This is a genomic window from Magnetococcales bacterium, from assembly GCA_015231755.1.
Taxonomy (GTDB): Bacteria; Pseudomonadota; Magnetococcia; order Magnetococcales; family Magnetaquicoccaceae; genus Magnetaquiglobus.
The window spans coordinates 52,713-76,614 of record JADGAZ010000017.1 but is presented as its reverse complement, the minus strand read 5'-3'; the positions used below and the strand labels follow the sequence as shown (position 1 = coordinate 76,614).

General features: G+C 58.5%; 23 protein-coding genes and 1 tRNA gene. 4 read left to right on the top strand and 20 right to left on the bottom strand.

The window, feature by feature from the left end:
- Positions 1-65: 65 nt before the first annotated feature.
- Both HQL98_12105 and HQL98_12100 read left to right on the top strand, forming a co-directional pair.
- On the top strand, positions 66-527 hold the full coding sequence (locus HQL98_12105) for an FHA domain-containing protein (protein ID MBF0272792.1): 462 nt from the start codon (positions 66-68) through the stop codon (positions 525-527).
- A 1-nt stretch (position 528) separates the two neighbouring features.
- Positions 529-885, top strand: coding sequence for an FHA domain-containing protein (locus HQL98_12100; protein ID MBF0272791.1), 357 nt, complete (start codon positions 529-531; stop codon positions 883-885).
- A gap of 105 nt (positions 886-990) precedes the next feature.
- Here HQL98_12100 and aroC read toward each other — a convergent pair whose 3' ends face one another.
- From aroC to HQL98_12005, 19 genes are all read right to left on the bottom strand, one after another.
- On the bottom strand, positions 991-2,076 hold the full coding sequence (gene aroC, locus HQL98_12095; protein ID MBF0272790.1) for a chorismate synthase: 1,086 nt from the start codon (positions 2,074-2,076) through the stop codon (positions 991-993).
- A gap of 10 nt (positions 2,077-2,086) precedes the next feature.
- Complete coding sequence (locus HQL98_12090) at positions 2,087-2,878, bottom strand: SDR family oxidoreductase (protein ID MBF0272789.1); 792 nt, start codon at positions 2,876-2,878, stop codon at positions 2,087-2,089.
- Positions 2,879-2,945: 67 nt separating this feature from the next.
- On the bottom strand, positions 2,946-4,055 hold the full coding sequence (locus HQL98_12085) for an SAM-dependent methyltransferase (GenBank protein MBF0272788.1): 1,110 nt from the start codon (positions 4,053-4,055) through the stop codon (positions 2,946-2,948).
- 129 nt (positions 4,056-4,184) lie between these two features.
- Complete coding sequence (gene nuoN / locus HQL98_12080; GenBank protein MBF0272787.1) at positions 4,185-5,624, bottom strand: NADH-quinone oxidoreductase subunit NuoN; 1,440 nt, start codon at positions 5,622-5,624, stop codon at positions 4,185-4,187.
- A 43-nt stretch (positions 5,625-5,667) separates the two neighbouring features.
- On the bottom strand, positions 5,668-7,149 hold the full coding sequence (locus tag HQL98_12075) for an NADH-quinone oxidoreductase subunit M (GenBank protein ID MBF0272786.1): 1,482 nt from the start codon (positions 7,147-7,149) through the stop codon (positions 5,668-5,670).
- Between the two features lie 19 nt (positions 7,150-7,168).
- Positions 7,169-9,100: an NADH-quinone oxidoreductase subunit L gene (gene nuoL / locus HQL98_12070; GenBank protein ID MBF0272785.1), complete on the bottom strand. Its 1,932-nt coding sequence runs from the start codon at positions 9,098-9,100 to the stop codon at positions 7,169-7,171.
- Between the two features lie 39 nt (positions 9,101-9,139).
- Positions 9,140-9,442 (bottom strand): NADH-quinone oxidoreductase subunit NuoK, encoded by a 303-nt coding sequence (nuoK, locus tag HQL98_12065; GenBank protein ID MBF0272784.1) that lies wholly within the window; start codon positions 9,440-9,442, stop codon positions 9,140-9,142.
- A complete protein-coding gene (locus HQL98_12060) occupies positions 9,439-10,035 on the bottom strand; it encodes an NADH-quinone oxidoreductase subunit J (GenBank protein ID MBF0272783.1) in 597 nt (198 codons plus the stop codon). The genes nuoK and HQL98_12060 overlap by 4 nt, the downstream gene beginning before the upstream one ends.
- Positions 10,036-10,051: 16 nt before the next feature.
- Positions 10,052-10,546: an NADH-quinone oxidoreductase subunit NuoI gene (gene nuoI / locus HQL98_12055; protein ID MBF0272782.1), complete on the bottom strand. Its 495-nt coding sequence runs from the start codon at positions 10,544-10,546 to the stop codon at positions 10,052-10,054.
- A gap of 12 nt (positions 10,547-10,558) precedes the next feature.
- Positions 10,559-11,602, bottom strand: coding sequence for an NADH-quinone oxidoreductase subunit NuoH (gene nuoH / locus HQL98_12050; protein MBF0272781.1), 1,044 nt, complete (start codon positions 11,600-11,602; stop codon positions 10,559-10,561).
- A 63-nt stretch (positions 11,603-11,665) separates the two neighbouring features.
- Positions 11,666-14,062, bottom strand: a complete 2,397-nt coding sequence (gene nuoG / locus HQL98_12045; GenBank protein ID MBF0272780.1) for an NADH-quinone oxidoreductase subunit NuoG — start codon at positions 14,060-14,062, stop codon at positions 11,666-11,668.
- Between the two features lie 16 nt (positions 14,063-14,078).
- Positions 14,079-15,341 carry an NADH-quinone oxidoreductase subunit NuoF gene (nuoF, locus tag HQL98_12040; GenBank protein MBF0272779.1) on the bottom strand — a complete coding sequence of 421 codons (1,263 nt, stop codon included), beginning with the start codon at positions 15,339-15,341 and terminating at the stop codon, positions 14,079-14,081.
- 47 nt (positions 15,342-15,388) lie between these two features.
- Entirely contained in the window at positions 15,389-15,901 is a 513-nt protein-coding gene (gene nuoE / locus HQL98_12035) for an NADH-quinone oxidoreductase subunit NuoE (protein MBF0272778.1), read from the bottom strand.
- A gap of 76 nt (positions 15,902-15,977) precedes the next feature.
- On the bottom strand, positions 15,978-17,162 hold the full coding sequence (locus HQL98_12030) for an NADH-quinone oxidoreductase subunit D (protein MBF0272777.1): 1,185 nt from the start codon (positions 17,160-17,162) through the stop codon (positions 15,978-15,980).
- A gap of 17 nt (positions 17,163-17,179) precedes the next feature.
- A complete protein-coding gene (locus tag HQL98_12025; GenBank protein MBF0272776.1) occupies positions 17,180-17,731 on the bottom strand; it encodes an NADH-quinone oxidoreductase subunit C in 552 nt (183 codons plus the stop codon).
- A 4-nt stretch (positions 17,732-17,735) separates the two neighbouring features.
- The gene (locus tag HQL98_12020; GenBank protein ID MBF0272775.1) at positions 17,736-18,284 is read right to left on the bottom strand and encodes an NADH-quinone oxidoreductase subunit B; all 549 of its coding nucleotides are present in this window, start codon (positions 18,282-18,284) and stop codon (positions 17,736-17,738) included.
- Complete coding sequence (locus HQL98_12015; GenBank protein ID MBF0272774.1) at positions 18,275-18,631, bottom strand: NADH-quinone oxidoreductase subunit A; 357 nt, start codon at positions 18,629-18,631, stop codon at positions 18,275-18,277. The genes HQL98_12020 and HQL98_12015 overlap by 10 nt, the downstream gene beginning before the upstream one ends.
- A gap of 192 nt (positions 18,632-18,823) precedes the next feature.
- Complete coding sequence (locus HQL98_12010) at positions 18,824-19,897, bottom strand: polysaccharide deacetylase family protein (protein ID MBF0272773.1); 1,074 nt, start codon at positions 19,895-19,897, stop codon at positions 18,824-18,826.
- A gap of 17 nt (positions 19,898-19,914) precedes the next feature.
- Complete coding sequence (locus HQL98_12005; protein ID MBF0272772.1) at positions 19,915-20,967, bottom strand: hypothetical protein; 1,053 nt, start codon at positions 20,965-20,967, stop codon at positions 19,915-19,917.
- Positions 20,968-21,128: 161 nt separating this feature from the next.
- Between HQL98_12005 and HQL98_12000 the strand changes: the two genes are divergently transcribed.
- Together HQL98_12000 and HQL98_11995 are read left to right on the top strand one after the other, a co-directional pair.
- On the top strand, positions 21,129-22,082 hold the full coding sequence (locus HQL98_12000) for a radical SAM protein (protein ID MBF0272771.1): 954 nt from the start codon (positions 21,129-21,131) through the stop codon (positions 22,080-22,082).
- Positions 22,083-22,167: 85 nt separating this feature from the next.
- Positions 22,168-22,243: transfer RNA gene (locus HQL98_11995), tRNA-Phe, on the top strand.
- A 114-nt stretch (positions 22,244-22,357) separates the two neighbouring features.
- Here the strand turns inward: HQL98_11995 and HQL98_11990 are convergent.
- Positions 22,358-23,812, bottom strand: a complete 1,455-nt coding sequence (locus tag HQL98_11990) for an HD domain-containing protein (protein ID MBF0272770.1) — start codon at positions 23,810-23,812, stop codon at positions 22,358-22,360.
- Between the last annotated feature and the right edge of the window lie 90 nt (positions 23,813-23,902).

The window sequence follows — 23,902 nt, the reverse complement described above, 5'->3', positions numbered from 1 at the left end:
TGGTACATCTTTTGCTAGTTACGCCAAACAAAGGAGCACTCTCCATCACACAGGAAACCATGACCATGAATCGGTTATCAGGCCGCTCGCGCCATTCGGGGACAGCCACCGTCCCGCAGATTCTGTTCCACATTCAGGAGCCGGATTGCAGCGGGTATGACTTCCACTATCACCTCCAGGAGCGGCCCGAATATGTCATCGGACGCGCCGGATTGGATCATCCCCTGCCCCCCAACTGCGTACGCATCGCGTTGCAGGACAATCGGGTCTCCCGCAACCATTGCCGGATCTTTCTGCATCCCAAGGGATTCTGGATGATCGAAGATCTGGGCAGCACCAACGGCACCCATCTCCATGCCCCGGAAGCGGATCACACCCCATGGCTCAAGGTGGTGATGGCCATGCCCCTGCCGGATCGAAGCCTCATCCGGGTGGGTCAAACCCTGCTGGCCGTGCGCCCCCTGACCACCGATCCCCTGGTCCGGCCCCGCTGGACCTGGAAACGGCTTTTAAGGCAGGCGGCCTGATATGTCAAACGACGGACATCCCAGGATCGTCCTGCTGGAAAATGGTGTGCTGGTCCGGGATTATCACCTGGACAAGGAGATTGTCACCATCGGTCGCGCCTCGGTCAACGACATTTCCTTGCACTACATTCCCGTCTCCCGCACTCATGCCCAGATCCTGCGGGTCGCCGAAGACCGCTATCTTTTGAAGGATCTGGGCAGCAAAAACGGCATTTCGGTGAATGGCACCAAAATCCAGGAACATGGACTCAAGCATGGCGATCGGATCGGTCTCGGGAAATACACACTGGTTTTCTGGTATGCCCAAGAGATGCAACCGGATGAAACGAAGCCAGAAAATGAAAACAAGGAGGGATGAAATTGTGTCTTGCGGTTTGGATTGTTTTTGAAAAAGATTTTTTTTAAGATGAACGGTCAAAGTCCTGGGGGAGGAATCCCCCAGACCCCTTCTTTTTTTCAATAGTTACAAACGCCACCCTTCCCGGCTGCGCCAACGCAACCAGTGATCCGCCAGGGTCAAGGCCACCATCGCCTCCACCACCGGTACCGCCCGGATCCCCACACACGGATCGTGCCGCCCCTCGGTGATCACTTCCCGCGCCTGCCCGCTCACATCCACAGTCCGCCGCGGAATGCGGATCGAAGAGGTGGGCTTGAGGGCCACACGGGCCACGATTTCCTGTCCGGTACTCATGCCCCCCAGAATGCCACCCGCATGATTGCTCCCGAAGGTCACCCCCCCCTGCCCATCCGGAAACATCTCGTCGGCCAATTGCGAGCCTCGACCCGCCCCCATTTCCATGCCACTGCCGATTTCCACCCCCTTGACCGCGTTGACACCCATCAGCGCCTTGGCCAAGTCCGCGTCCAAACGGTCGAACACCGGTTCCCCCCAACCCACACCCACACCGCTGGCCACCACCTCCAACACTGCCCCCACCGAATCCCCCGCGTTGCGCACCCCGTCCAGCAAGACGGCGAAACGCTCCACAGCCCCGGCATCCGGCGAAAAAAACGGATTGCGCCCCACCTCATCCCAATCCCAAGCGGAACGGTCGATCTGTTCCTCCCCCATGGCGATCAAGGCGCCGCGTATCCGCACCCCCACCGTCGCCAACAGCTTGCGGGCCACCGCTCCCCCCGCCACCCGCATCGCCGTCTCCCGGGCCGAGGCCCGTCCCCCCCCCCGATAATCCCGCACCCCGTGCTTGCGCCAATAGACGTAATCCGCATGCCCGGGACGAAACAGATCCTGAATGGCCGAATAATCCCGGGAACGCTGATCGGTATTTTCGATCATCAGACCGATGGGGGTACCGGTGGTCACCCCCTCGAACACCCCGGACAAAATCCGCACCTGATCCGGCTCCCGCCGCCCGGTGGTAAATCGATTCTGCCCCGGACGCCGACGGTCCAGATCCCCCTGCAAATCCGCCTCGCACAAAGGCAGGCCCGCCGGACACCCCTCCACCACTCCACCCAAGGCCGGCCCATGGCTTTCGCCAAAGGTGGTCAGCCGAAACAGCATCCCGATCCCATTGCCCGACATCAGACCATCCTCATGGCGCGTCGTGATCCACGGCTTTCATGCCCACCACGTGATATCCCGCATCCACATGCAACACCTCGCCGGTCACACCGCTGCTCATGTCGGACAGCAGATACAATCCCGACTCCCCCACCTCCTCGATGGTGACATTACGCCGCATCGGCGCGTTTTCCCGGTTCCAGTTGAGGATGTGCTTGAAATCCCCGATGCCTGCCGCAGCCAGGGTGCGGATCGGTCCTGCGGAAATGGCGTTCACCCGGATGTTCTTGGGTCCGAAATCCACCGCCAGATAACGCACGCTCGCCTCCAGCGCCGCCTTGGCCACCCCCATGACGTTGTAATGGGGCATGACCCGCTCGGCTCCCAGATAGGTCAAGGTAATGATCGATCCCCCGTTTTGCATCAGCGGCGCGGCCCGGCCACACAACGCGGTCAAGGAGTAAACCGAGGTCTCCATGGCAATGCGGAATCCCTCGCGGGAGGTGTCGTAATAGTAGCCGTCCAGCTCCTCCTTCTTGGCGAAGGCCACGGAGTGAACCAGGAAATCCACCCCACCCCAACGGGATTCGACCTCCTTGAAGACCGTATCGATCTCCTCGTCGTTATTGAGATTGCAGGGCATCACAAAATCGGATCCCAACTCCTGCGCCAAAGGACGCACCCGCTTTTCCAGCGCATCTCCCAAATAGTTGAAACCCAACACCGCCCCCTCCCGATGGCAGGCGCGCGCAATTCCCCAGGCGATGCTGCGCTCGTTGGCCAGACCAAAAATCAAACCACGCTTTCCCTTCAGGATACCCATGACTTGTCCCTTATCACCCTCTTGACCAGACTCCGATTCGATGACACCCCATTCTCAACGAAACATTCTATAATCGTTGCCGCTGATCATTCAACCGAAATCCCGACAAAACCCCGGCATCACACCCCCGACCCATGGCCAGCACCTTGAAACGCTCCCCCATCTCGTCCGGCAGCAACAAGCGCATGGCCACCTTGCGCAAGGCATCGACCGCTTCTGGTGTCATTGTTCTGGAGGCCATCTCCAACCGCTCCAGAATGCCCAACCCCATCAAAAACCACCCCTGGGTGGTAAAACCCAACCCTTCCAAACCGCCCCTGGCCCCGGCGCGGGCCATGGCGGAAAAATCCACATGGGCGGTCAGATCCATCTCCCCCACATGCCGCAACGGATCATCCACCCGTTCCCCATCCCGATGCCCCACCAGGGTGCCTTCCGGACGCCTGCCGGAAAAGTGATCCCGCCCCGCCTCGCCGTAATCGATCATCAACACCACGCCGCGCCGCAACACCCGCCCCACCCGTTCCATCCATGCCTCGGCCTGCAACCCCACCTCCGCCTTGAAGCCCACCGGCAGATCGATGCCCAAACGCTCGAAACAATCCGCCTCCAGCGGAGCGATCGGGGTCATCAGACGGGTTTGCCACGCCCCATCCCCATCGACACCCACCCCGATCTCCCGCAAACCGTCCGGCGTCCTCTCCACCCAGTGGACCGGCAAGGCGTCGAGAAACTCGTTGCCCAGAATCACCCCCTGTTCCACCACCTCCGGCAGGTCAATCAGCCATATCACCCGTTCCGGCCCGAAGCCGGCTTCTTGCAACAAATGTTGCTGCCGGGCGGTGAAATCCGGACTGGTTTCCACCATGCACAGGGTCAAAGCGGCAAAAAAGGCGGGAAACCGACGGGCGGTATTCAACAGATCCAAAGCCAGTCGCCCGCTGCCTCCCCCCATCTCCACCACCTGAAAACGTGACGGAGACCCCAGGTATTGCCAAATCTCGATGCATTGCAGGGTCAGCAATTCGCCGAACACAGAGGTCAACTCCGGGGCCGTGACAAAATCCCCTCCCCGACCAACACGGGTGCGCCCCGACATGTAATAGCCATGCTCGGGATGATAAAGCGCGAGCGCCATGAAACGATGAAACGGGATCACCCCACCGTTTGCCATCATCTCCTGCCGTATGAGGGACGCCAGAATGGAGTGTGCAGCCATACCCGAAATCACGACACCGGAAAATGAAAAAGAGGTCTGGAAAGTGCTTCTCCAGACCTCTTCAGATCGTGGACGCCCTGTCCTGGCTTACAAGAACACCTTGATGCTCGCCGCGCTCCAGGCCAGCAACGCACCCGGAAAGAGTCCCCAGAAGAGCATGATCACACCCGTCACGGTCAGAATTGCCCGTGCGGGAAAATCGAGAGTCATGACAAAGGCGCCATCCGCCGGTTGATCGAAATACATGAACTTGACGATGCGCAGATAATAAAAGGCACCAATGGCCGAAAACAGCACGCCGGCGATGGCCAAAGCCATCATGTCGGACTGAATCGCCGCCATGAACACATACAGCTTGCCCATGAAACCGGCCAGGGGCGGAATGCCCGCCATGGAGAACATGAACAGCGCCATCAGGAAGGCCACCATGGGCCGTTTGTGGGCCAGTCCCTTGTAATCCTCGATGCCATCTCCCACCCCGGCCCGATTGAGCAGCAGGATCACGGCAAAGGCACCCACATTGGTGAAGATGTAGATGGCCAGATAGGCCACCACACTCTGATAGCCCAATCCGCTATGGGCGGTCAGCCCCAGCAGGATGAAGCCCACATGGCCGATGGAAGAGTAAGCCAGCATGCGCTTGATATTGGTCTGGGCGATGGCGGCAATGGCGCCCACCGCCAAAGAGAGCAGGGCCACCAACTGCAACAGGGGATTCCAATGGCTGTGAAGCGACGGGAAGGCGATCAGCAGCACCCGGAAGATGGCGGCAAAGGCGGCCACTTTCGGCAGCACAGCCATGAAGGCGGTGACCGAAGTGGGGGCGCCTTCGTAGACATCCGGAGCCCACATGTGGAACGGGGCGGCAGCCACCTTGAAGCTCATGCCGGCCAGCACCAGCACCACACCCAGCACCGTGGCCGAGGTGATATGGCCGTGACCCAGGGCCGTGGCCACACCGGTGAACAAGGTGGTGCCGGTGGTGCCGTAGATCAGGGTGATGCCATACAGCAAAAATCCGGAGGCCATGGAGCCCAGGACAAAATATTTCAGACCCGCCTCGTTGGAACGCACATCATCCCGATTCCAAGCCGCCAGCACATAGATGGAAAGGGACATCAACTCCAGGCCGAGATACAAAACGATGAAATCCCCGGCAGAGGCCATGATCATGCCACCAAGCAGGGCCATGAGGGTGAGCACCTGATACTCCCCGCCATCGTACTTGTGACGCTTCATGAACTCCATGGACATGAACAACACCAATCCCGTGGCCAGAAACATCAAAAGCTTCATGGCGCGGGCAAAGGGATCATTGATGAAAAAGCCACCAAAAGAGGAGCCATTGCCCGATCCCAAGGTGATAGCGGCAGCGGCGGCCACTCCGGCGATGGCCATCATGACCAGTTTGCCACCCCGATTTTCATCCCCCCAGGCACTTTTAAGCAACACCACCAGACCCAGGATCCCGATCAGGATCTCCGGCAGCATCGTAACCAGGTTGATATCCGGCATTTGGACTGGCATTTTCTTGCATGCTCCCCGTATGGATGAAACCGTGCAGATCGATTTAGAATGAAGCCACCGCCACCGCACCGGTCTTGACCACGGCGGCTTGCGTCAGCAGATGTTCCACCGAGGCGTGGAACAGGTTCAGGAAGGGTCCGGGATAAAATCCGATCCAGAAGACCAGGACCAGCAAGGGCAGAAAGAGCGCCACCTCCCGGGCCGAAAGATCCTTCATGGCACGCACCTCGTCGTTGCCCACCGGGCCAAAGACCACCCGTTTGAACATCCACAGCATATAGGCCGCGCCGAAGACCAGACCGGTAGCCGCCACCATGGCCACCGCCTTGTTGGCCATGAACGCTCCCAGCAGGATGAGAATTTCGCCCACGAAGCTGTTGGTGCCCGGCAGACCCGCCGACGCCATGGTGAAGATCATGAAAATGACCGCATACACCGGCATCACGTGGGCCACACCACCGAAGTGGGCGATTTCACGGGTATGCATCCGGTCATAGATCACCCCAACGGCCAAAAAGAGGGCGCCGGAGACGATACCGTGGTTGACCATCTGGAGGATGCTCCCCTCCAGGCCCTGTTGATTCAGAGCGAAGATGCCGATGGTGACAAAGCCCATGTGCGAAACCGAAGAGTAGGCCACCAATTTCTTCAGATCCTTTTGCATCAGGGCCACCAGCGCGGTATAGACCACCGCCACCAGGGACAGACCGAAGATCAACGGAATGAAGAAGCGGGAAGCATCCGGCAAAATGGGCAGGGAGAAGCGCAGGAAACCGTAAGCACCCATTTTCAGGAGGATACCGGCCAGGATCACCGATCCGGCGGTGGGAGCTTCCACATGGGCGTCGGGCAACCAAGTGTGGACCGGCCACATGGGCACCTTCACCGCGAAGGAGGCGAACAGCCCCAGGAACAGCCAGACCTGGAAGCCAAACGACAAGGGCAATTCCATGAGAGCGGGAACGGAGAAGGTGTGACCCGCATACCCCAAGGAGAGGATGGCGACCAGCATCAGCACCGAACCGGCCAGGGTGTACAGGAAAAACTTGAGGGCCGCGTAAACCCGGTTGGGTCCACCCCAGACGCCGATGATCAGGAACATCGGGATCAGCATGGCTTCCCACAGCACATAGAACAGGATGAAGTCCAGGGCGCAAAAAACGCCCACCACAAAGCTTTCCAGAGCCAGGAAGGCCATGAGGTACTCCCGCACCCGTTTCTGCACCGACTCCCAGGATGCCAACAGGCAGATGGGGGTCAGGAAGGTGGTGAGCAGCACAAAGGGCAGGCTGATGCCATCCACACCCATGCGATAGGCAATGCCATACTCGGGCAGCCAGCTCACCTCTTCGAGGAACTGGAACTTGGCCGAACTGGTATCGAAGCCTTTCAAAAGTCCCAGGCTGATCACAAAGGTGAGCAGCGAGACCCCGAGAGCGGTCTTGCGGGCCGCGCCGTCATCACGGATCGCGAGCAGGATGACCAGGGCTCCGACAAGCGGAAGGAATGTTACAAGACTCAGCATCGCCAAATTCTCCCGCCGTTCAAGCATACACCGTGATCAGGACCAACAGCCCGATCACCATGGCAAAGGCATAATGATAGACATAGCCGGTCTGAAGCCGCTTGAGCCCCTGTGCCAAGCGTCCAACCGTGGCGGCCACGCCGTTGACACCGAAGCCATCGATGATGGTCACATCACCCGTCTGCCACAGACCTTGTCCGATCTGACGTGCGGGACGCACGAACAGACGATCGTAGAGCCGGTCGAAATACCAGGCATTGAGCAGGAACTGATAGATGTTGCGCCAATGTCCAGCCATGATGGCAGGCAGGGTGGGGGTTTTGACATACAGCAACCACGCCAAGGCCAGACCGATGATGAACATGCCGAAAGGAGACCATTTGACCCAGGCGGCCACATGATGGGCGTGGGCCAGGGCATCGTGTCCTTTGGCGATGAAGATCGCCTCCTTGAACCACCCTTCATGGACCATGGTCTGTCCCAGCACACCGCAGATCAAGGAGCCGATGGCCAACACCAGCAACGGAAAGCGCATGGACCAGGGGGCCTCGTGGGCGTGGTCATAGGCATGCTTGGCGTGATGATCCTTCGGGGGGGCGCCGTGGAAGGTCATGAAGACCAGCCGGAACGAATAAAAGGTGGTCAGAATGGCGGCGAGCATGCCCATGATCCAGGCCAGTGTGCCCACCGTGGTATGGGCGGCATAGGCGGATTCCAAAATGGCGTCCTTGGAGTAAAAACCCGCCAGATACGGAAAGCCGGTCAAGGCCAAAGTGCCGATCATCATGACCGCATAGGTGATGGGGATCTTCTTGAACAGTCCCCCCATATGGCGCATATCCTGCTCGTGGTGCATGGCATGAATCACCGCGCCAGCCCCCAGGAACAGCAGCGCCTTGAAGAAGGCATGGGTGAACAGATGAAACATGGCGGCGGGATAAGCGGAAACACCGGCGGCAAAAAACATGTAACCCAACTGGGAACAGGTGGAATAGGCGATCACCCGCTTGATGTCGTTTTGCACCAGACCCACGGTGGCGGCGAACAGGGCGGTGGAAGCCCCCACCACCGTCACCACGTTGAGAGCGGTCTGGGAGAGTTCAAACAGCGGCGAGGCGCGGCAGACCATGAAGACACCGGCGGTGACCATGGTGGCGGCATGGATCAAGGCGGAAACCGGGGTCGGACCTTCCATGGCGTCCGGCAACCAGGTGTGCAGGCCCAACTGGGCGGATTTGCCCATGGCACCAATGAACAGCAGCAGACAGATCAAGGTGATGGTGGGCACGGCTCCCCACAGGGGGAAATCCATGGTAGGCTGGAATTGCCCGCTTCCGGCCATGCGGAACACCTCGGCATAGTCCAGAGTGCCGAACACCATATAGATGGTGAAGATGCCCAAGGCAAAACCGAAATCGCCGACACGGTTGACCAAAAAGGCCTTGATGGCCGCATTGCAGGCGGATTCCTTGGTGAACCAGAAGCCGATGAGCAGATAAGAAGCCAGCCCCACCCCTTCCCAACCGAAGAAGAGTTGGAGGAAATTGTCACCCGTCACCAGCATGAGCATGGAAAAGGTGAAAAAGGAGAGATACGAAAAAAAGCGGGCGTGGTCCGGATCCTCTTCCATGTAGCCCACAGAGTAGATGTGGACCAGGGTGGAGACCCCATTGACCACCACCAGCATGATCACGGTCAGCCGGTCGAGAAGAATGGCGAAGGAGACCTTGAACTTCCCGGAGACGATCCAGGAGAAGATCTGCTCATGGACCGTGGGGGCATCCCCCACCGCAATGGCCAGGAAGGCCTGGATCGACAAGGCCAGGGCACCCACCATGCAGGCGATGGTGACCAGACGGCTCATCGCATTGCCCAGGTAACGCCGTCCGAAAAGCCCGGCGATCATGGAGCCGACGAGAGGCAGTAGGATAATCAGGAGGTTCTTGCTCATAGTCGTCTTAAATCCCGCTTCAGGTGGGTATCTTAACTTCTAGCCCTTCAGGGAGTCGATCTCTTCCACGTCAATGGTGGATCGGTTACGGAAAAAGGCGACCAGAATGGCCAGACCAATGGCGGCTTCGGCGGCGGCCACGGTCATGACGAAGAAGGTGAAGATCTGACCCGACACATCCCCGAGATAGTGGGAGAAGGCCACAAAGTTGATATTCACCGCCAACAGGATCAGCTCGATGCTCATCAAAATGATGATCATGTTGCGCCGGTTCAGAAAGATCCCGACGATGCCGATGGTGAACAGAATGGCACTCAGGATCAGAAAATGATGCAGACTCATGGCTTGGCTCCCTCACCCGAGGCGACCTGGACCAGTTTGACAGCCTCTTCCCGTGTACGGGCGACCTGATTGGAGATATCCTGACGCTTGACCCCCTTGCGCTTCCGCAAGGTCAGCACCACCGCGCCAATCAAGGCCACCAGCAGAATCAACGAGGCGATCTCGAAGGGCAACAGAAAGCGGGTATACAGCAGTTGACCAATGGCCACGGTATTCGTGACCGGGACTCCAGCGGCCTGGGCCGGTCCGTCCACATGGACCCCATTGAGAATGAAGGCAAACTCAACTGCGAGCACCGCACCCACAGCGATTCCCATGGGTAGATGCTGCAAGGCGCCCCGACGCAACTCCTCGAAATCCACGTCGAGCATCATCACCACAAACAAGAACAACACGGCCACAGCGCCCATGTAGACGATGACCAACAGAGCGGCCAGAAACTCCGCCTGGAGCAGGACAAAAAGTCCGGCGGTGTTGAAAAAGGCCAGAATCAGAAACAGGACCGAATGGACCTGATTCCGACTGATAATCACCCCCAGGGCTGCCCCCACGGTGATGGCCGAAAAAAAATAAAACACGAGATCCGCTGCCATGATCTATGCACTCCACCTAACGGTACTTGGCATCTGCGGCCAGGTTGGCGTCGATTTCCTTTTTCCAACGCTCGCCGTTGGCCAGGAGTTTGGCCTTGTCATAAAAGAGATCCTCGCGCTTGTATCCATGAAACTCGAAATTCGGCCCCAGCACGATGGCATCCACCGGACAGGCCTCCTGACAAAAACCACAGAAGATGCACTTGGTTTCGTCGATGCTGTAAACCTTGGTCAACCGCTGTTCGGCCACACTGGTGGGGTCGATCTCGATATAGATCGCCTGGGCCGGACAGACGGCCTCGCACAGTTTGCAGGCCACACAGCGCTCCTTGCCCGCCTCGTCCCGTCGCAGGGCGTGTTCGCCCCGGAACCGGGGAGAAAGCGGCGTGCGCTCCTCGGGGTATTGAATGGTGATGTGGGGCTTGAACATGTGCCGCAAGGTGACGGCCATGCCCGCAGCCAACTCCCTTAAGGCGAACGTATCCGCCAACGCCTTGAAATTCAAACCCATCTTAGCGTCTCCTTACGCCTTGCCGAAAAGAAGCACACCCAGTCCGGTGACAAAGATCCACAACAGCGAGATGGGGAGGAACACTTTCCAGCCCAGACGCATGAGTTGATCATAACGGTAGCGGGGAAAGGTAGCCCGGATCCACAAAAAGACGAACAGCAACAATCCCGCCTTGATGCCCAGCCAGATGATCCCCGGAATGAAGGAGAGGAACTGGGCCGGGGGCAGCCAACCGCCCAGAAAGAGAATCGATCCCATGAACGACACCAGGATCATGTTGGCGTATTCACCCATGAAGAACAGTCCGGAACTCATGGCGGAATATTCGGTGATGAACCCGGCCACCAGTTCGGCTTCGGCCTCGGGCAGATCGAAGGGGGCACGGTTGGTCTCGGCCACCACGGAGATGAAATAGATCACGAACATGGGCAACAACGGCACCACGAACCAGACACTCTTTTGGGCATTGACCACGTCGGTGAGGTTGAGACTTCCCGAAAGCAGCACCACCGGAATGAGCGTGAAGCCCATGGAGACTTCATAAGAGACCATCTGGGCCGCCGAACGCAATCCGCCCAGAAAGCTGAAGCGGTTGTTGGAGCCCCATCCTGCCATGATGATGCCGTACACCCCCAACGAGGAGATGGCCAGGATGTAGAGAATGCCGATGTTGATATCCGCCAGCACCAGACCCGGCGCAAAGGGAATCACCGCCCAGGCGATCAAGGCCGGAACCAGGGTCAGGGCCGGGGCCAGCAGAAAGATGACCTTGTCCGCCTTTTCCGGCAGCAGCAACTCTTTGAACAGCAGTTTCGCCGCATCCGCCAGGGGTTGCAGAATCCCCCAGAAGCCCACCCGGTTGGGTCCATAACGCACCTGCATGAACCCGATGATCTTGCGTTCCGCCAGGGTGATGTAGGTGACCATGAACAGTACCGGAGCCAGAAGGATCACGATCTTGATCACGGTCCAAACCACCGTCCACAAGGTGGCTCCCAGGAGTCCTACCCCGTAGCCATGGATGGTTCCCAAGATTGGATTCAGAAATTCAGGCATTTTGTCCCCGGTCCACGCTTGAAACGCCACAATACCGCATCCTGTCCGACCCCCACGGCCCGATCATCCGGGCAAGGCGACCAGGCTCACTTTCGGGAAACCGCTGGTGTAATCGCACAACCCGCGCAAGGAGCTTTCACCCGGTCCAAAGTCGCCAAAAACCACCCCATGGGGTACATTCTTGTCCAACTCGGCCCGAATTTCGACCCGCTTTTCCCCGTGCAGCACCCGAACCAAACCATTCTGAACAATCGCCATGCCAGCGGCGTCGTCCGGATGAATCCGCAACCGTCCATCCCGGGCCAGCTTGGCCATGACCTTGGAGCGCCACGCCACCGGATCATCCCGGTAGAAGGAGGAGTCCAGCACCAGTCGAATGCCGCCGACCCCATCTGCGCCGTTCACGGTCACGGGCAAACCTTTGGTCACCGGGCTGTGATCACAGGCCCGGGGCGACTCGCCCGGCCCCAGTTTGGAAAGATCATACCGATGATCGCTGGCTGCCATCTTTTTGCGCAGGGCTTCCAGATCGTTGTAACCCAGGGGAGCGGAAAAACGATCGCTTAAGCCCCGCAGAATACGCCAATCCTCTTTGGCCTCCAAAGGACCATTCCCCGCACGGGCACTGCGTTGCACACGGCCTTCGCCGTTGGTCAAGGTCATGGGCTTTTCTCCCGGCGCCAATCCGGGCAGCACCACCTCGGCCATTTGCGCCGCCGTGCCGTCGAACGCCCCCAGATGGATCACCCGGGCCTTCTCCATGGCCCGCCTGGCCAGATCCTGATCCAACGCCTCTGCGATGGGATCCACACCCAACAAGAACAGCACCTTCACCCGGCCAGCTGCAGCCGCTTCCAGGATGCCCGCGGCATTCAGGCCGACCCCATCCAGACGGGTGTATCCAGGCCCACGATGGGGCACCACACCCAGATCCTGGGCCGCCGCGCTGTTGCCCCGGCCAGATACCCGATTGAATCCATTCCAGTGGGCACCGATTGCACCCACCTTGTCGAGCAGCGCCACACTCAGACGGCGCAAAGCCTCGGCTTCCGGATGGTGAATGGCATGCTCCCCCAGGATCATCACCGGCTTTTTGGCCGACTTCAGCAAAACCGCCACCGGATCCTGCTCATCGTTGGCTTCCAGGGCCAGCAGCGCCTGATTGAGACGCGCCACCTCTCCCCCCGGCGCCACGACAAGCTGGGTCAGATTCAGCAGATTGCTGTTCAAACGCTTGGGATGAATCGCGATCACACGGGCTCCACCCTGAGTGGCGCGACGCAGACGCAGATTCAAGATCGGCGTTTCAAAACGGGGATCGCACCCCACCAGCACAATGGCATCCGCGCCGTTGAGATCGGACAGAGGGGTATTCATCAACAGATCGGCCCGGGTCAAGGCCAACTCATCTCCGCTGAAATCCCGCTGACGCAACCGGTGATCCAGATGGGGGGTACCCACCACCTGACGCATGAACTCCTGGAAGGCATACAACTCCTCTCCACCCTGGATGGCGTCGGAAGCCAACCCCGCCACCTCCTCGGGTTTGACCGACTTCAAGATGGCGGCCGCCTGATCCAGCGCCTCGGGCCAACTGACCTTCTTCGGCTGGCTTGCCTTGTCCGCACGGATCGTCGGGGCCAACAGACGCTCGACGCCCAGACCATCGCTGGCGAAACGGCCCTTGTCGCACAGCCAAGTTTCGTTGCCTTCGTTCCAGGTGCGGGACATGACCCGCAGAATGCGACCATCCAGATGATCCACCCGGGTATGACAGCCCACGGAACAGTGGGGACACACCCCATCGGCATGCTTGAGTTCCCAGCCTCTGGCCTGAAAATGGAACGGCTTGAGATTCAAGGCGCCCACCGGACAGATTTCGGCCAGATTGCCGGTCAATTCCGAATCCAGGATGGCGTCCACAAACGGTCCGACCCGCATGTGATCGCCCCGATAGACCGCCCCCATCTGCTCGACGCCGGAGACATCCTCGGAAAAACGGATGCAGCGGGTGCAATGGATGCAGCGGTTCATCTCGGTTTCGATGATGGGGCCCAGATCGTAATTGGGCACCTCACGTTTGTGATCGTGGAAGCGGGAGCGGTCCGGACCATATTTCATGGCCAGATCCTGGAGGGTACACTCCCCGCCCTGATCGCACACCGGACAATCCAGCGGATGGTTGATCAGCAAAAATTCCAGAACGCCCTGGCGCGCCTTGCGCACCATGTCGGATTCGGTCTTCACCACCATGCCTTCGCTCACCGGCATGGCGCAAGAGATCACCGGCTTGGGCATTTTCTCCACTTCCACCAGGCACATGCGACAGTTGCCCGCGATGGGAAGTTTGGGATGATAGCAAAAATGGGGAATAAAGATGCCCAGGAGCTTGGCGGCCTCCATGATGGAGGTCCCAGGCTTGACATCAATTTCCTTCCCGTCGATGATCAGAGTAGGCATTTTGCAAGCTTGCTCCTCATCCCGCCATGCAGCGGCCGTGCTCCACGTGGTAGATGAACTCTTCCTTGAACGCCCGGATTGCACCCATCACCGGTCCTGCCGCCGCGTCCCCCAGGGCGCAGATGGTCTTGCCCCCGATGTTGGCGCAGATGTCTTGCAACAGGTCGATGTCTTCGAGGGTGCCTTGACCCGCTTCCATGCGGGTCATGATTTGCGCCAGCCAGCCGGTCCCTTCGCGGCACGGTGTGCATTGGCCACAGGACTCATGCCGGTAAAAACGCGACAGCCGGGCAACCGCCCGCACGATGCAGACCGACTTGTCGAGCACAATGACCGCCCCGGAGCCGAGCATGGTGCCCGCCTTGCCCAGGGAGTCGTAATCCATGGTAATGGTGGCGCACACTTCCGCAGGCAGAATCGGAGAGGAGGAACCGCCGGGAATCACCCCCTTGAGATTGCTCCAACCGCCACGCACGCCGCCGGCATGGTCTTCCAGCAAGGTTTTCAGGGGAATGCCCAGTTCGACTTCGTAGTTTCCGGGCTTGTTGACATGCCCGGAAACCGAAAAAATCTTGGTGCCACTGGACTTGGCCACACCCAACCCGCCGTACCACGTCCCGCCCCGCTCAATGATGGTGGGAATGGAGGCCAGGGTTTCGACGTTGTTGATCACCGTAGGACAGCCATACAGACCGATATTGGCTGGAAACGGAGGCTTGAGGCGGGGTTGACCCTTTTTGCCCTCGATGGACTCGATCAGTCCCGTCTCCTCGCCGCACACATACGCCCCGCCACCCCGATGGATTGCCAGATGGAAACGCACCCCCTTGCCACAGACATTCTCACCCAAAATGCCTTTGGCATAGGCTTCGTCGATGGCGGCCTGAAGCCGTTCCGTCTCCCGGTAGAACTCACCGCGAATGTAGATGTATCCCTGCTGGATTCCGACCGCGAAGCCACAGATGATCATCCCTTCGATCAGACGATGGGGATCGTAGCGGATGATGTCCCGGTCCTTGCAGGTGCCCGGTTCGCCTTCGTCGGCGTTGCAGGTGAGGTACTTGGGACGAGGATCGTTCTTGGGGATGAAGGACCATTTGAGGCCCGCCGGAAATCCCGCGCCACCCCGACCCCGGATGCCGGAGCGTTTGACCTCTTCGATAACCTCGTCGCTGCCCAGTTCGATGGCCTTGAGCAACGCCTTGTAGCCCCCGTTGGCTTCGTAAACGGCCATCGTGTGACTGTTGGCGAGGTGAATATTCTGATAGACGATCTTCATGGGATGTTATCCGTTGTGGAGTCCGCCGTGTTTTGCATGGCCGCAGGTCAAGGGAGACGGTCGATGATTTCGACCACCTTGTCGGCAGTCAAATTTTCATAGTAATCGTCATTGATCTGCATCATCGGCGCGTTGACACACGCCCCCAGGCACTCCACCTCGGCCAGGGTGAACCGTTTGTCTTCGCTGGTCTGACCTGCCGCCAGCTTGAGTTTGCGTTTCAGGGCATCCATGACCTGATCCGAACCGCACAGCCAGCAGGAGATGTTGGTACAGGCCTGAATGTGATAACGTCCCACGGGCTTCAGGTTGTACATGGTGTAGAACGTGGCCACCTCGTACACCCGGATCGGGGGCATGCCCACCAGTTCCGCCACATAATCCAAGCTTTCCCGGGAGAGCCAACCGCCGAACTCCCGCTGGGCCAGATGGAGAATCGGCATGACCGCTGATTGCCGCCGATCGGCCGGATAGCGCTGGAAGATCACTTCGATCTGTCGCAGCGACTCCTCGGAAAACCGGGGCGTGACTCCCGTGGATAGTGTACTCCGCTCGTTCATCAAACGCGACGCCTCGTGCAAAGGTCGATAACACCCGACCAGACCTTGAAACTTCCACAGGTCCGGTTATGGCCGATCACCGGTCGATTTCACCAAACACGATGTCGATGGTCCCCACGATGGTGGTGACATCGGCCAACATGTGTCCTTTCAGAATGGTCTTCAAGGATTGCAAATGGTTGAAACCGGCAGCGCGGATCTTCACCCGATAGGGTTTGTTGCCACCGTGGGAAATGATGTAGACCCCGAATTCTCCCTTGGGGGATTCGGTGGCCACATAGACCTCACCAACCGGAGCCTCGAACCCTTCGCTGAACTGCTTGAAGTGCAGAATCAGGGACTCCATGCCCTGTTGCATCTCTTTGCGGTACGGCACCGAACTCTTGAAATTCTCGGTTTTGACCGGACCGGTTGGCATCTGCTTCAGGCACTGCTGGATGATACGGTTGCTCTGACGAATCTCTTCGACCCGCACCAGATACCGGTCATAGCTGTCGCCATTCTTGCCCACCGGGATATCGAAGGCCACCCGATCATAAGCGTCATAAGGCTCGGCCTTGCGCAGATCCCAGGCGATGCCCGATCCCCGCAGCATCGGTCCGACATAACCCATATCCAACGCTTCGGCGGCTGTCACCACCCCGATATCCACCAGCCGCTGCTTCCAGATGCGGTTGTTGGTCAACAGGGTTTCGTATTCATCGATCTTGGACGGAAAATCATCGGTGAACGACTGAATCTTTTCCGCCAGTCCATCCGGCAAATCCTTGGAGACGCCACCGGGACGGAAGTAGGCCGCGTGCATGCGCGCCCCGCACACCGCCTCGTACATGTCCATGATCCGCTCCCGTTCCCGGAAACAGTAAATGAACATGGTCATGGCACCCACATCCAGGCCATGGGCGCCCAGAAAGAGCAGATGATTGAGAATGCGGGTCAACTCCGCGAAGATCACCCGGATGTACTGGGCGCGCTCGGGAACCTGAAGTCCCATGAGCTTTTCCACCGCCAGCACCCAGGTATGCTCCTCGGACATCATCGACATGTAGTCGAGACGGTCGAAGTAGGGCACGCCCTGAAGATAGGTCTTGTGTTCCAGGAGTTTTTCCGTTCCCCGGTGCAAAAATCCGATGTGGGGATCGGCCCGTTCCACCACTTCGCCGTCCAGTTCCAGAAGCAGACGCAGCACACCATGAGCCGCCGGATGCTGGGGACCGAAGTTGACCGTATAATTGAGAAATTCTGTCGATTGGGTTTCCATCGCCAACGTCTCGGCTCCTAGAGAGTGTGGCGGTAGGGTTCGCGGTTGACCCGTTCGAGGGCAACCGGTTCCCGGACAATGCGGCCTAAGGTCTCGTCATAGCGCACCTCAACCCGGCCTGTGACCGGAAAATCCTTGCGCAACGGATGGCCATCGAAATCATAGTCGTTCAGGATGCGTCTCAGATCCGGATGGCCGGAAAAGAGAATGCCCAGCAAATCATACGCCTCCCGCTCGTACCAGTCCGCGCAACTCCAGACCGGAATCACCGAAGGCACCGCCACGCCTTCGCTGGTGGCGACCTTGACCCGCAAGCGATGATTCTTGTAGACCGACAACAGTTGATACACCACTTCCAACGGTTGTTCCCGCTCCGGATAATGGACACCAGCCAGATCGATCATCAGCTTGAAATCCAGTTCCGGATCATCCCGCAACCGGGTCATGGTGTCCACCAGCCGATCCGGTTCCACACGCACGATCAAGGCATCGGACCGCTTTTCCCGGGGCAGTTCGGGAAAACGTTCCGCCATGGTTGCTTCGAGTTTGTCGAGGGTCTCGGGACTCATCGGATCACCCTGCTTGCGTGTTGGCGCGACGGACTCCGTTCGCACCCCATCCCGAAGAGACGGTATGGGTGCGATGGATCTTTTTATGCAACTGCAACACCCCGTAGAAAAAAGCCTCGGCGGTGGGGGGACAGCCGGGAATGTAGACATCCACCGGCAAGACCCGATCACAGCCCCGCACCGTGGAATAGCCATAATGATAATAGCCGCCACCATTGGCGCAGGATCCCATGGAGATCACCCAGCGGGGTTCCGGCATTTGATCATAGAGCTTGCGCAGCGCCGGGGCCATTTTGTTGGTGAGGGTGCCGGCCACCACGATCACGTCGGATTGACGGGGAGAGCCGCGAAAGACGATGCCGAAGCGATCCAGATCATAGCGGCTGGCGCCGGCGTGCATCATTTCCACCGCGCAGCAGGCCAATCCAAAGGTCATGGGCCACATGGACGAGGTACGGGCCCAGTTGGCCAAGGTATCCACCGAGGTGAGCAGAAATCCCCGCTCTCCCACTTCCTGGGCCACGCCCTGGACAAACTGTTCGTTCAATCCCATTCCAGCGCCCCTTTTTTCCAGACGTAGGCATATCCCACCAGGAGAACCAGCAGGAAGAGTATCATCTCCACAAAGCCGATCCAGCCGAGCTGCTTGAAAGCCACGGCCCATGGAAACAGAAACGCGGCTTCGATGTCGAACACCACGAAAAGTATGGCCAGCAGATAGAAACGCACATCGAATGGGATGCGAACGGCGGTCAACGGAGCAAAACCGCATTCGTATTGGGCTCGTTTCTTGGCGTCGGGCTTGCGCGGCCCCAGCACAAAGGAGAGTCCTTGCATGACGACGGCCAAGCCACCAGCAATGGCCAGGAAGACCAGAATCGGAAAGTAGTTCTCAAGCATTGCGGTAATTCTCCAAGCGGGTTTCCGATCTCGCTTTTGACGACACAGGCCTTTCGACCACCTTCTTTAGCGTTGCGTCGAGCGGATTTCTACCACCCTGGCGCGATCCGGTCAAGCGCTGATCAATGGGCAGATCAAAAAAAATGTATATTCAACCATTGTCACGTAAACGAATGGTATCGCAACGCATTATTATCCACCATTCATGTGTATAAAAGCCGCTTTTGTGCGGGCCACTTCGACCCGCAAAGACTCCAGAACCTGCTCCCGGCTTTCGGCCATACCCAACGAAAACCGCAACCATTCGGCACGACTCTTGTAAAGATTCACGCCACCTCCAGCATAAATGCCGTGCAGATTGGGCATGGTACGCATGAATTGTTGCACCATCGGACTCACATCATCGGCCCGGCCCACGGGGTAGGCCAGAAACGGGATCAAAGGGATCTGGGCGCGCTGCCAGAAATCCGCATTGTCCTGGACAACCCGTGCCACACTCTCCAGGCTCATGGCGGACAGAATGCGGTGGGCCAGGGTATGATTGGCGATCTCCCATCCTTCACGATGCAACTGCCGCACCTCTTCCACATCCATGTGGGCCTTGAGGTCCACCGCCGGCCCCACATGGGTGGTGAACACCTGCTCCACCGCCTGTTCCGTGAGATCGATCCGGTAGTGCCGCTTGGTCTGACTGAACAACGTTTCCGGATCCTGGCTCCAAGAGACATCGGGAATGATCGCACGCAAAGCCTGGGCCAGAGCTTCGGCCAATCCGGTATGCACCAGAATCGACGCCAGAATCCGATAAAACACCTCCCCGCTGGCATAGGCGCCACACACAAACACCGTAGGACAGATACCCCGTTCCCGCACCAGTCCGTGGACCAGACGCAAATTGTTGCTCAACCCGTCGTCGAAGGTAACCACGAAATAGGGACGATCCGGCCCTCCCTGATCCCAAAGACCGGGGACCGCGCTCAACGGCAGAGGGGTCATCATTTCGCTCAGGATATCGAGTTGCCTGACAAAACGTTGGATCGTCACCTCGCCTTTGCGATAATGATGCTCCCACCCCTGTCGATTCTCCGGATCCACGACGCTGTGATAAACCAGAATGTAAACTCCAGGCGGAGGCACCAGAAAACGATCCACAGGCAAGCGTTGCTGCTGGCCAAAACGCAACCACCAGGGTGCCCGCAAGGTCACCGGCTTGACCGATTCAATGGCCTCTTGCACCCCCAACCAGCGCCATGGATCAGCCGGCATGCTGCTCCTGTCACGCATCATGGCGCGTCAACCCGCCGATGACGATTCAACAGGGTCTGAATCACCCAACTCCAGGAAGAACCGAAACGACGTTTGGCAAGCACCGTCTGCCGCTCCGCCACCAGCGTTTCAAACAACCGTAAATAATCCCCACACATCCGCTCCGCCGTCAGGGGAAACCCTGCCATGCGGGCGGCCCACTGATCCCGTTCCCCGATCATGCGGGTCAGGACATTTTCCAGGGTTTCCGGGGTATAAGGCAGACCGAATCCGGCACAATATTCACGCATGGAACCGCTCTCCAGATAGAGCAAAGGCAATCCGCACAATGCTCCTTCCAACACATGATTGGGTCCAGCCTCCCAAAGAGAGGCCGTGAGATAAAGATCATGACTCCGCAATTCGTCCACCAGAGGCTGTCCGGTGATGGGAGCCACATGACGCCCGTGTTGCAGCGTCACCCCCTTGGGCAAAGGACCAATATAAGTGAATTGCAACCGTTCCGACCAGGAAGAACCCCCCAGCAGCGCATCCAGTTGCCGATAGACCTGCCAGCCTTTATTGGGGTTCATACTCCAATGATGGGTGACAATCCGCAAGGGTACGCGCTCCCCGGCATGACTTTCCGGGGCGGGACGCCACAACCGCTGGTCCGCCCCATTGAGAATCACCGTATGGGGACGCTCTCCAAATCCGGCGTCCCGATAACACTCCCGCACCCATTGGCTGACGAACACGGTATGATCCGCCACCCGGTTGGCGTGCAGGCGATACCGGTTGAAGCGTTTCTGCGGATCATCACGGGCCTCGCTGCTGTTGTTGATCCGATGCACCACCAGCGCACGACGATTGACAAACAACAAATAACGTAAAATATCCGCATGATCATAAGCCGAGATGCGCAACTTGCGATCCGGTTCGGCCAGCAGGATCACATCCAGATCGTCCGCCGCCAGGTCATGGCTCACCTCATGGCCGTGACGGCGCAGATAATCGGTCAAGACCGCGCCAAAGCGGTTGCCGCCTCCCCAGGGACCGGGCTGAAGCTTCATCCCGATACTGATCTTCATACGTCACTCCACACCCTTTCTCATCCCTTCGGATACGGAAATCCACTCTTTGCCGGCTCCAGCCTGCCTGCCGGATCGCGGGAGCCTTGCCAAAGTGGACCAACCACTCCATGATGCCGAGGCATTGTTTTTTTTCCATGACCGACACAACAGGTTTGAACATGTTACGTGAATTCGACCAAACCGTCCACACCGGATTGATACACATGGACGATGTGGATCAAGTGGAAATTCAGATCGCCTCCTGGTGCAATCGCTCCTGTTCCTTTTGCCCTTCAGGAACCTTTGAAACCCCGAAACAAGGGATGGAGATGGCCACGGTGGAACGCATCGTCGCGCAACTGGAAGCCATCGGATTTTCCAAGACGATCGGGCTGCATCTGATGTGCGAGCCTCTGATGCACAAGAAAATCCTGGAAATTATCGCCTTGTTCCGTCAACGCCTCCCCGGTGTTTTCATTCGCATGGAAAGCAACGGAGACGCCTTGAAAAAAATCGAACGGCTAGGTCAACTGTTCGACCACGGCCTCAACGAAATCCTGATCAACTGTTACGACTCCCCCGCCCAGTTAGCCGAACTCAATCAAAAACTGCTGCACACCCCTTTTGATGGCGGTCCCGTCTGGTACTGGAACCAGTGGCGTCACCCTCCCACCGGTCCCAAATCCCAATGGCGCATGGTGCGGGTGCGGGCCTTTCACGGCGGCGGATTCACCCTGAAAAACTGGGCCGGTCACGTCACCTCCCAGCGACCGGATCCGGTGGCGCTGCCCCTGGCCCTGGGGTGTGAACGTCCGACCCGACGGGTGCATATCAACTATCTGGGGCAGATCCTGTTGTGCAACATGGATTGGCGCTTCGAGGTAGTGGTCGCGGACCTGCGCACCCAAAGCCTGCCCGAGGTGATCAACGCCCCGGCTCTGGTGGAATACCGGCAACGCCTGGCAAACCGGGATCGCAACATGACCCTGTGTCGCGGATGCGATCAGGGGGCACCTTCCGGTGTGCAACCGGGCTATCCCCCGGCTGACATCTGGGTCGCCTGGAGGAGTCTGTGGTTGCGCTGGAGCCGTTCCCGCTACCGGCGCGCCATTCGCAACCGTTTTGGCCTGTAAACGACAAAAAGCACCATTGACACGCCATACCGCAATCGTGTATACGAATGGGCACGGCGCGATACACGCATTTTTCGAACCGTTTGCCCGGGTAGCTCAGTTGGTAGAGCAGAGGACTGAAAATCCTCGTGTCGGCAGTTCAATTCTGTCCCCGGGCACCACTCATCCTCACCCCCCATCCGATTCAATCCACGTCCAATCCGCTTCTCCAAAATTCTGACTCCTGCTCTGTTGCATCCCAGCCCAGGATGCGTGCGCACATCCCCTGTCGATTTTCAGCCCGGCCCGACCTGTCGGGTTGGACAAAGCGCATGGGAGCCGGCACCCGGAATTCCACCCTGTGCGACCAGACGCAAAAAGGCCTCCACCACCTGGGGATCAAAATTCACCCCGGATAACCGCCGGATCTCCTCCACCGCCGCATCCACACCCCAAGGATCCTTGTAGGGTCTGCGATTCACCAACGCATCGAACACATCCACAACCGACACAATACGGGCGGGCAACGGAATCGACTCCCCCTGCAATCCGTGCGGATAGCCGGTGCCATCCCATTTTTCGTGATGGTACAAGGCGATCTCCCGGGCGATGCGGAAATTCTTTTCATCTTTAATGATCACGCCCCCCACACGGGCATGGGTACGAATGACGGCAAACTCATCCGGATCCAACGGACCCGATTTGTTGAGAATCCTGTCGGGTATGCCAATTTTGCCCACGTCATGCAACTGGCTGGCGGTGGCAAACGCCTCGGCCCGTTCTTCACCCAGGCCCATGGCCAGGGTCAATTGCCGGGTCAAGGCCATCACCCGACACACATGCTCGCCGGTTTCGGAATCCTTGACCTCGGCGGCTTCCGCCAACATTTGCAGCGCGGCGACATTTGCCTCCCGCAGGTCCAACTGGGCCCGCAACACCTGCAAGGCCGCCTCAACCTGACGGATGAAAATATGCAACAAATGCGTGACCAATGGATCCAACGGATGCGCGTGCTCCAGATACACCAAACCGATGAGCCGATCGTGCATCTGGAGGGGCAACAGGGTTTCGGTTGCCCCGGTTTGCTCCTGGGCACGCCGCAACAAGGCGTCATCGCATTCGGCGCCAATTCCGGCCTTGGCAACCCATCCGCCCTGCTCCGGCACGGCCAGACACCCTTTGACCACTCTCGCCTTTCCCCCGCTTTCCAGGGCGCACACACTCAAAATCCGGGCAAAGATGGTCGAACAAAATCCCTCAAACGAATCCAAAGAATGCAGATAAATGGCCGGAGTGGCCTGCAAAACCGTTTCCAACCCCCTGCGGGCCGCATCGATCGTCATCAAATCCCGATAGGATTTCAGACAGGAACGGACCGTGGTATACAATTTCTGGGCGGAAAGATCCCCTTTCTCCTTGTAATCATCGATATCGAAATTGTCGATGATGTATCGCTCCGGCGCGTAACCAGGCTGACCGGTGCGAATGACCAGTCGCATCTTGTCGTCACCCAGATCTTCCCGAATGAATTGCACCAACTGCAAACCCGCATCGTCCGTCTCCATGACGATATCGATGATGGCCAAGGCAAAACCGGGTGTCGTGGCGAGCAGACTCCTGGCTTCGGCCTCCGAGGCTGCGGTGATCAACTCCAGACCACGCCCCCCGAAGGTAAAATTTCTGAGATTCAGTCGGGTTATGGCCAGGATATCCGAATCGTCGTCCACCACCAGAACCGGCCAGGGAACCATGGAATCCCCAGAGGTCTCCTCCCGATTGAGGGATCTGTTTTTGAATCTGATATTTTTTTGCAACATGAACCCGCTCCGCACTCAAAAGGA

Coding starts and splice junctions, on each gene's coding strand:
- HQL98_12105 (MBF0272792.1), top strand. CDS start 66: ATGAATCGGTTATCAGGCCGCTCGCGCCATTCGGGGACAGCCACCGTC.
- HQL98_12100 (MBF0272791.1), top strand. CDS start 529: ATGTCAAACGACGGACATCCCAGGATCGTCCTGCTGGAAAATGGTGTG.
- aroC (MBF0272790.1), bottom strand. CDS start 2,076: ATGTCGGGCAATGGGATCGGGATGCTGTTTCGGCTGACCACCTTTGGC.
- HQL98_12090 (MBF0272789.1), bottom strand. CDS start 2,878: ATGGGTATCCTGAAGGGAAAGCGTGGTTTGATTTTTGGTCTGGCCAAC.
- HQL98_12085 (MBF0272788.1), bottom strand. CDS start 4,055: ATGATGGCAAACGGTGGGGTGATCCCGTTTCATCGTTTCATGGCGCTC.
- nuoN (MBF0272787.1), bottom strand. CDS start 5,624: ATGCCAGTCCAAATGCCGGATATCAACCTGGTTACGATGCTGCCGGAG.
- HQL98_12075 (MBF0272786.1), bottom strand. CDS start 7,149: ATGCTGAGTCTTGTAACATTCCTTCCGCTTGTCGGAGCCCTGGTCATC.
- nuoL (MBF0272785.1), bottom strand. CDS start 9,100: ATGAGCAAGAACCTCCTGATTATCCTACTGCCTCTCGTCGGCTCCATG.
- nuoK (MBF0272784.1), bottom strand. CDS start 9,442: ATGAGTCTGCATCATTTTCTGATCCTGAGTGCCATTCTGTTCACCATC.
- HQL98_12060 (MBF0272783.1), bottom strand. CDS start 10,035: ATGGCAGCGGATCTCGTGTTTTATTTTTTTTCGGCCATCACCGTGGGG.
- nuoI (MBF0272782.1), bottom strand. CDS start 10,546: ATGGGTTTGAATTTCAAGGCGTTGGCGGATACGTTCGCCTTAAGGGAG.
- nuoH (MBF0272781.1), bottom strand. CDS start 11,602: ATGCCTGAATTTCTGAATCCAATCTTGGGAACCATCCATGGCTACGGG.
- nuoG (MBF0272780.1), bottom strand. CDS start 14,062: ATGCCTACTCTGATCATCGACGGGAAGGAAATTGATGTCAAGCCTGGG.
- nuoF (MBF0272779.1), bottom strand. CDS start 15,341: ATGAAGATCGTCTATCAGAATATTCACCTCGCCAACAGTCACACGATG.
- nuoE (MBF0272778.1), bottom strand. CDS start 15,901: ATGAACGAGCGGAGTACACTATCCACGGGAGTCACGCCCCGGTTTTCC.
- HQL98_12030 (MBF0272777.1), bottom strand. CDS start 17,162: ATGGAAACCCAATCGACAGAATTTCTCAATTATACGGTCAACTTCGGT.
- HQL98_12025 (MBF0272776.1), bottom strand. CDS start 17,731: ATGAGTCCCGAGACCCTCGACAAACTCGAAGCAACCATGGCGGAACGT.
- HQL98_12020 (MBF0272775.1), bottom strand. CDS start 18,284: ATGGGATTGAACGAACAGTTTGTCCAGGGCGTGGCCCAGGAAGTGGGA.
- HQL98_12015 (MBF0272774.1), bottom strand. CDS start 18,631: ATGCTTGAGAACTACTTTCCGATTCTGGTCTTCCTGGCCATTGCTGGT.
- HQL98_12010 (MBF0272773.1), bottom strand. CDS start 19,897: ATGCCGGCTGATCCATGGCGCTGGTTGGGGGTGCAAGAGGCCATTGAA.
- HQL98_12005 (MBF0272772.1), bottom strand. CDS start 20,967: ATGAAGATCAGTATCGGGATGAAGCTTCAGCCCGGTCCCTGGGGAGGC.
- HQL98_12000 (MBF0272771.1), top strand. CDS start 21,129: ATGTTACGTGAATTCGACCAAACCGTCCACACCGGATTGATACACATG.
- HQL98_11990 (MBF0272770.1), bottom strand. CDS start 23,812: ATGGTTCCCTGGCCGGTTCTGGTGGTGGACGACGATTCGGATATCCTG.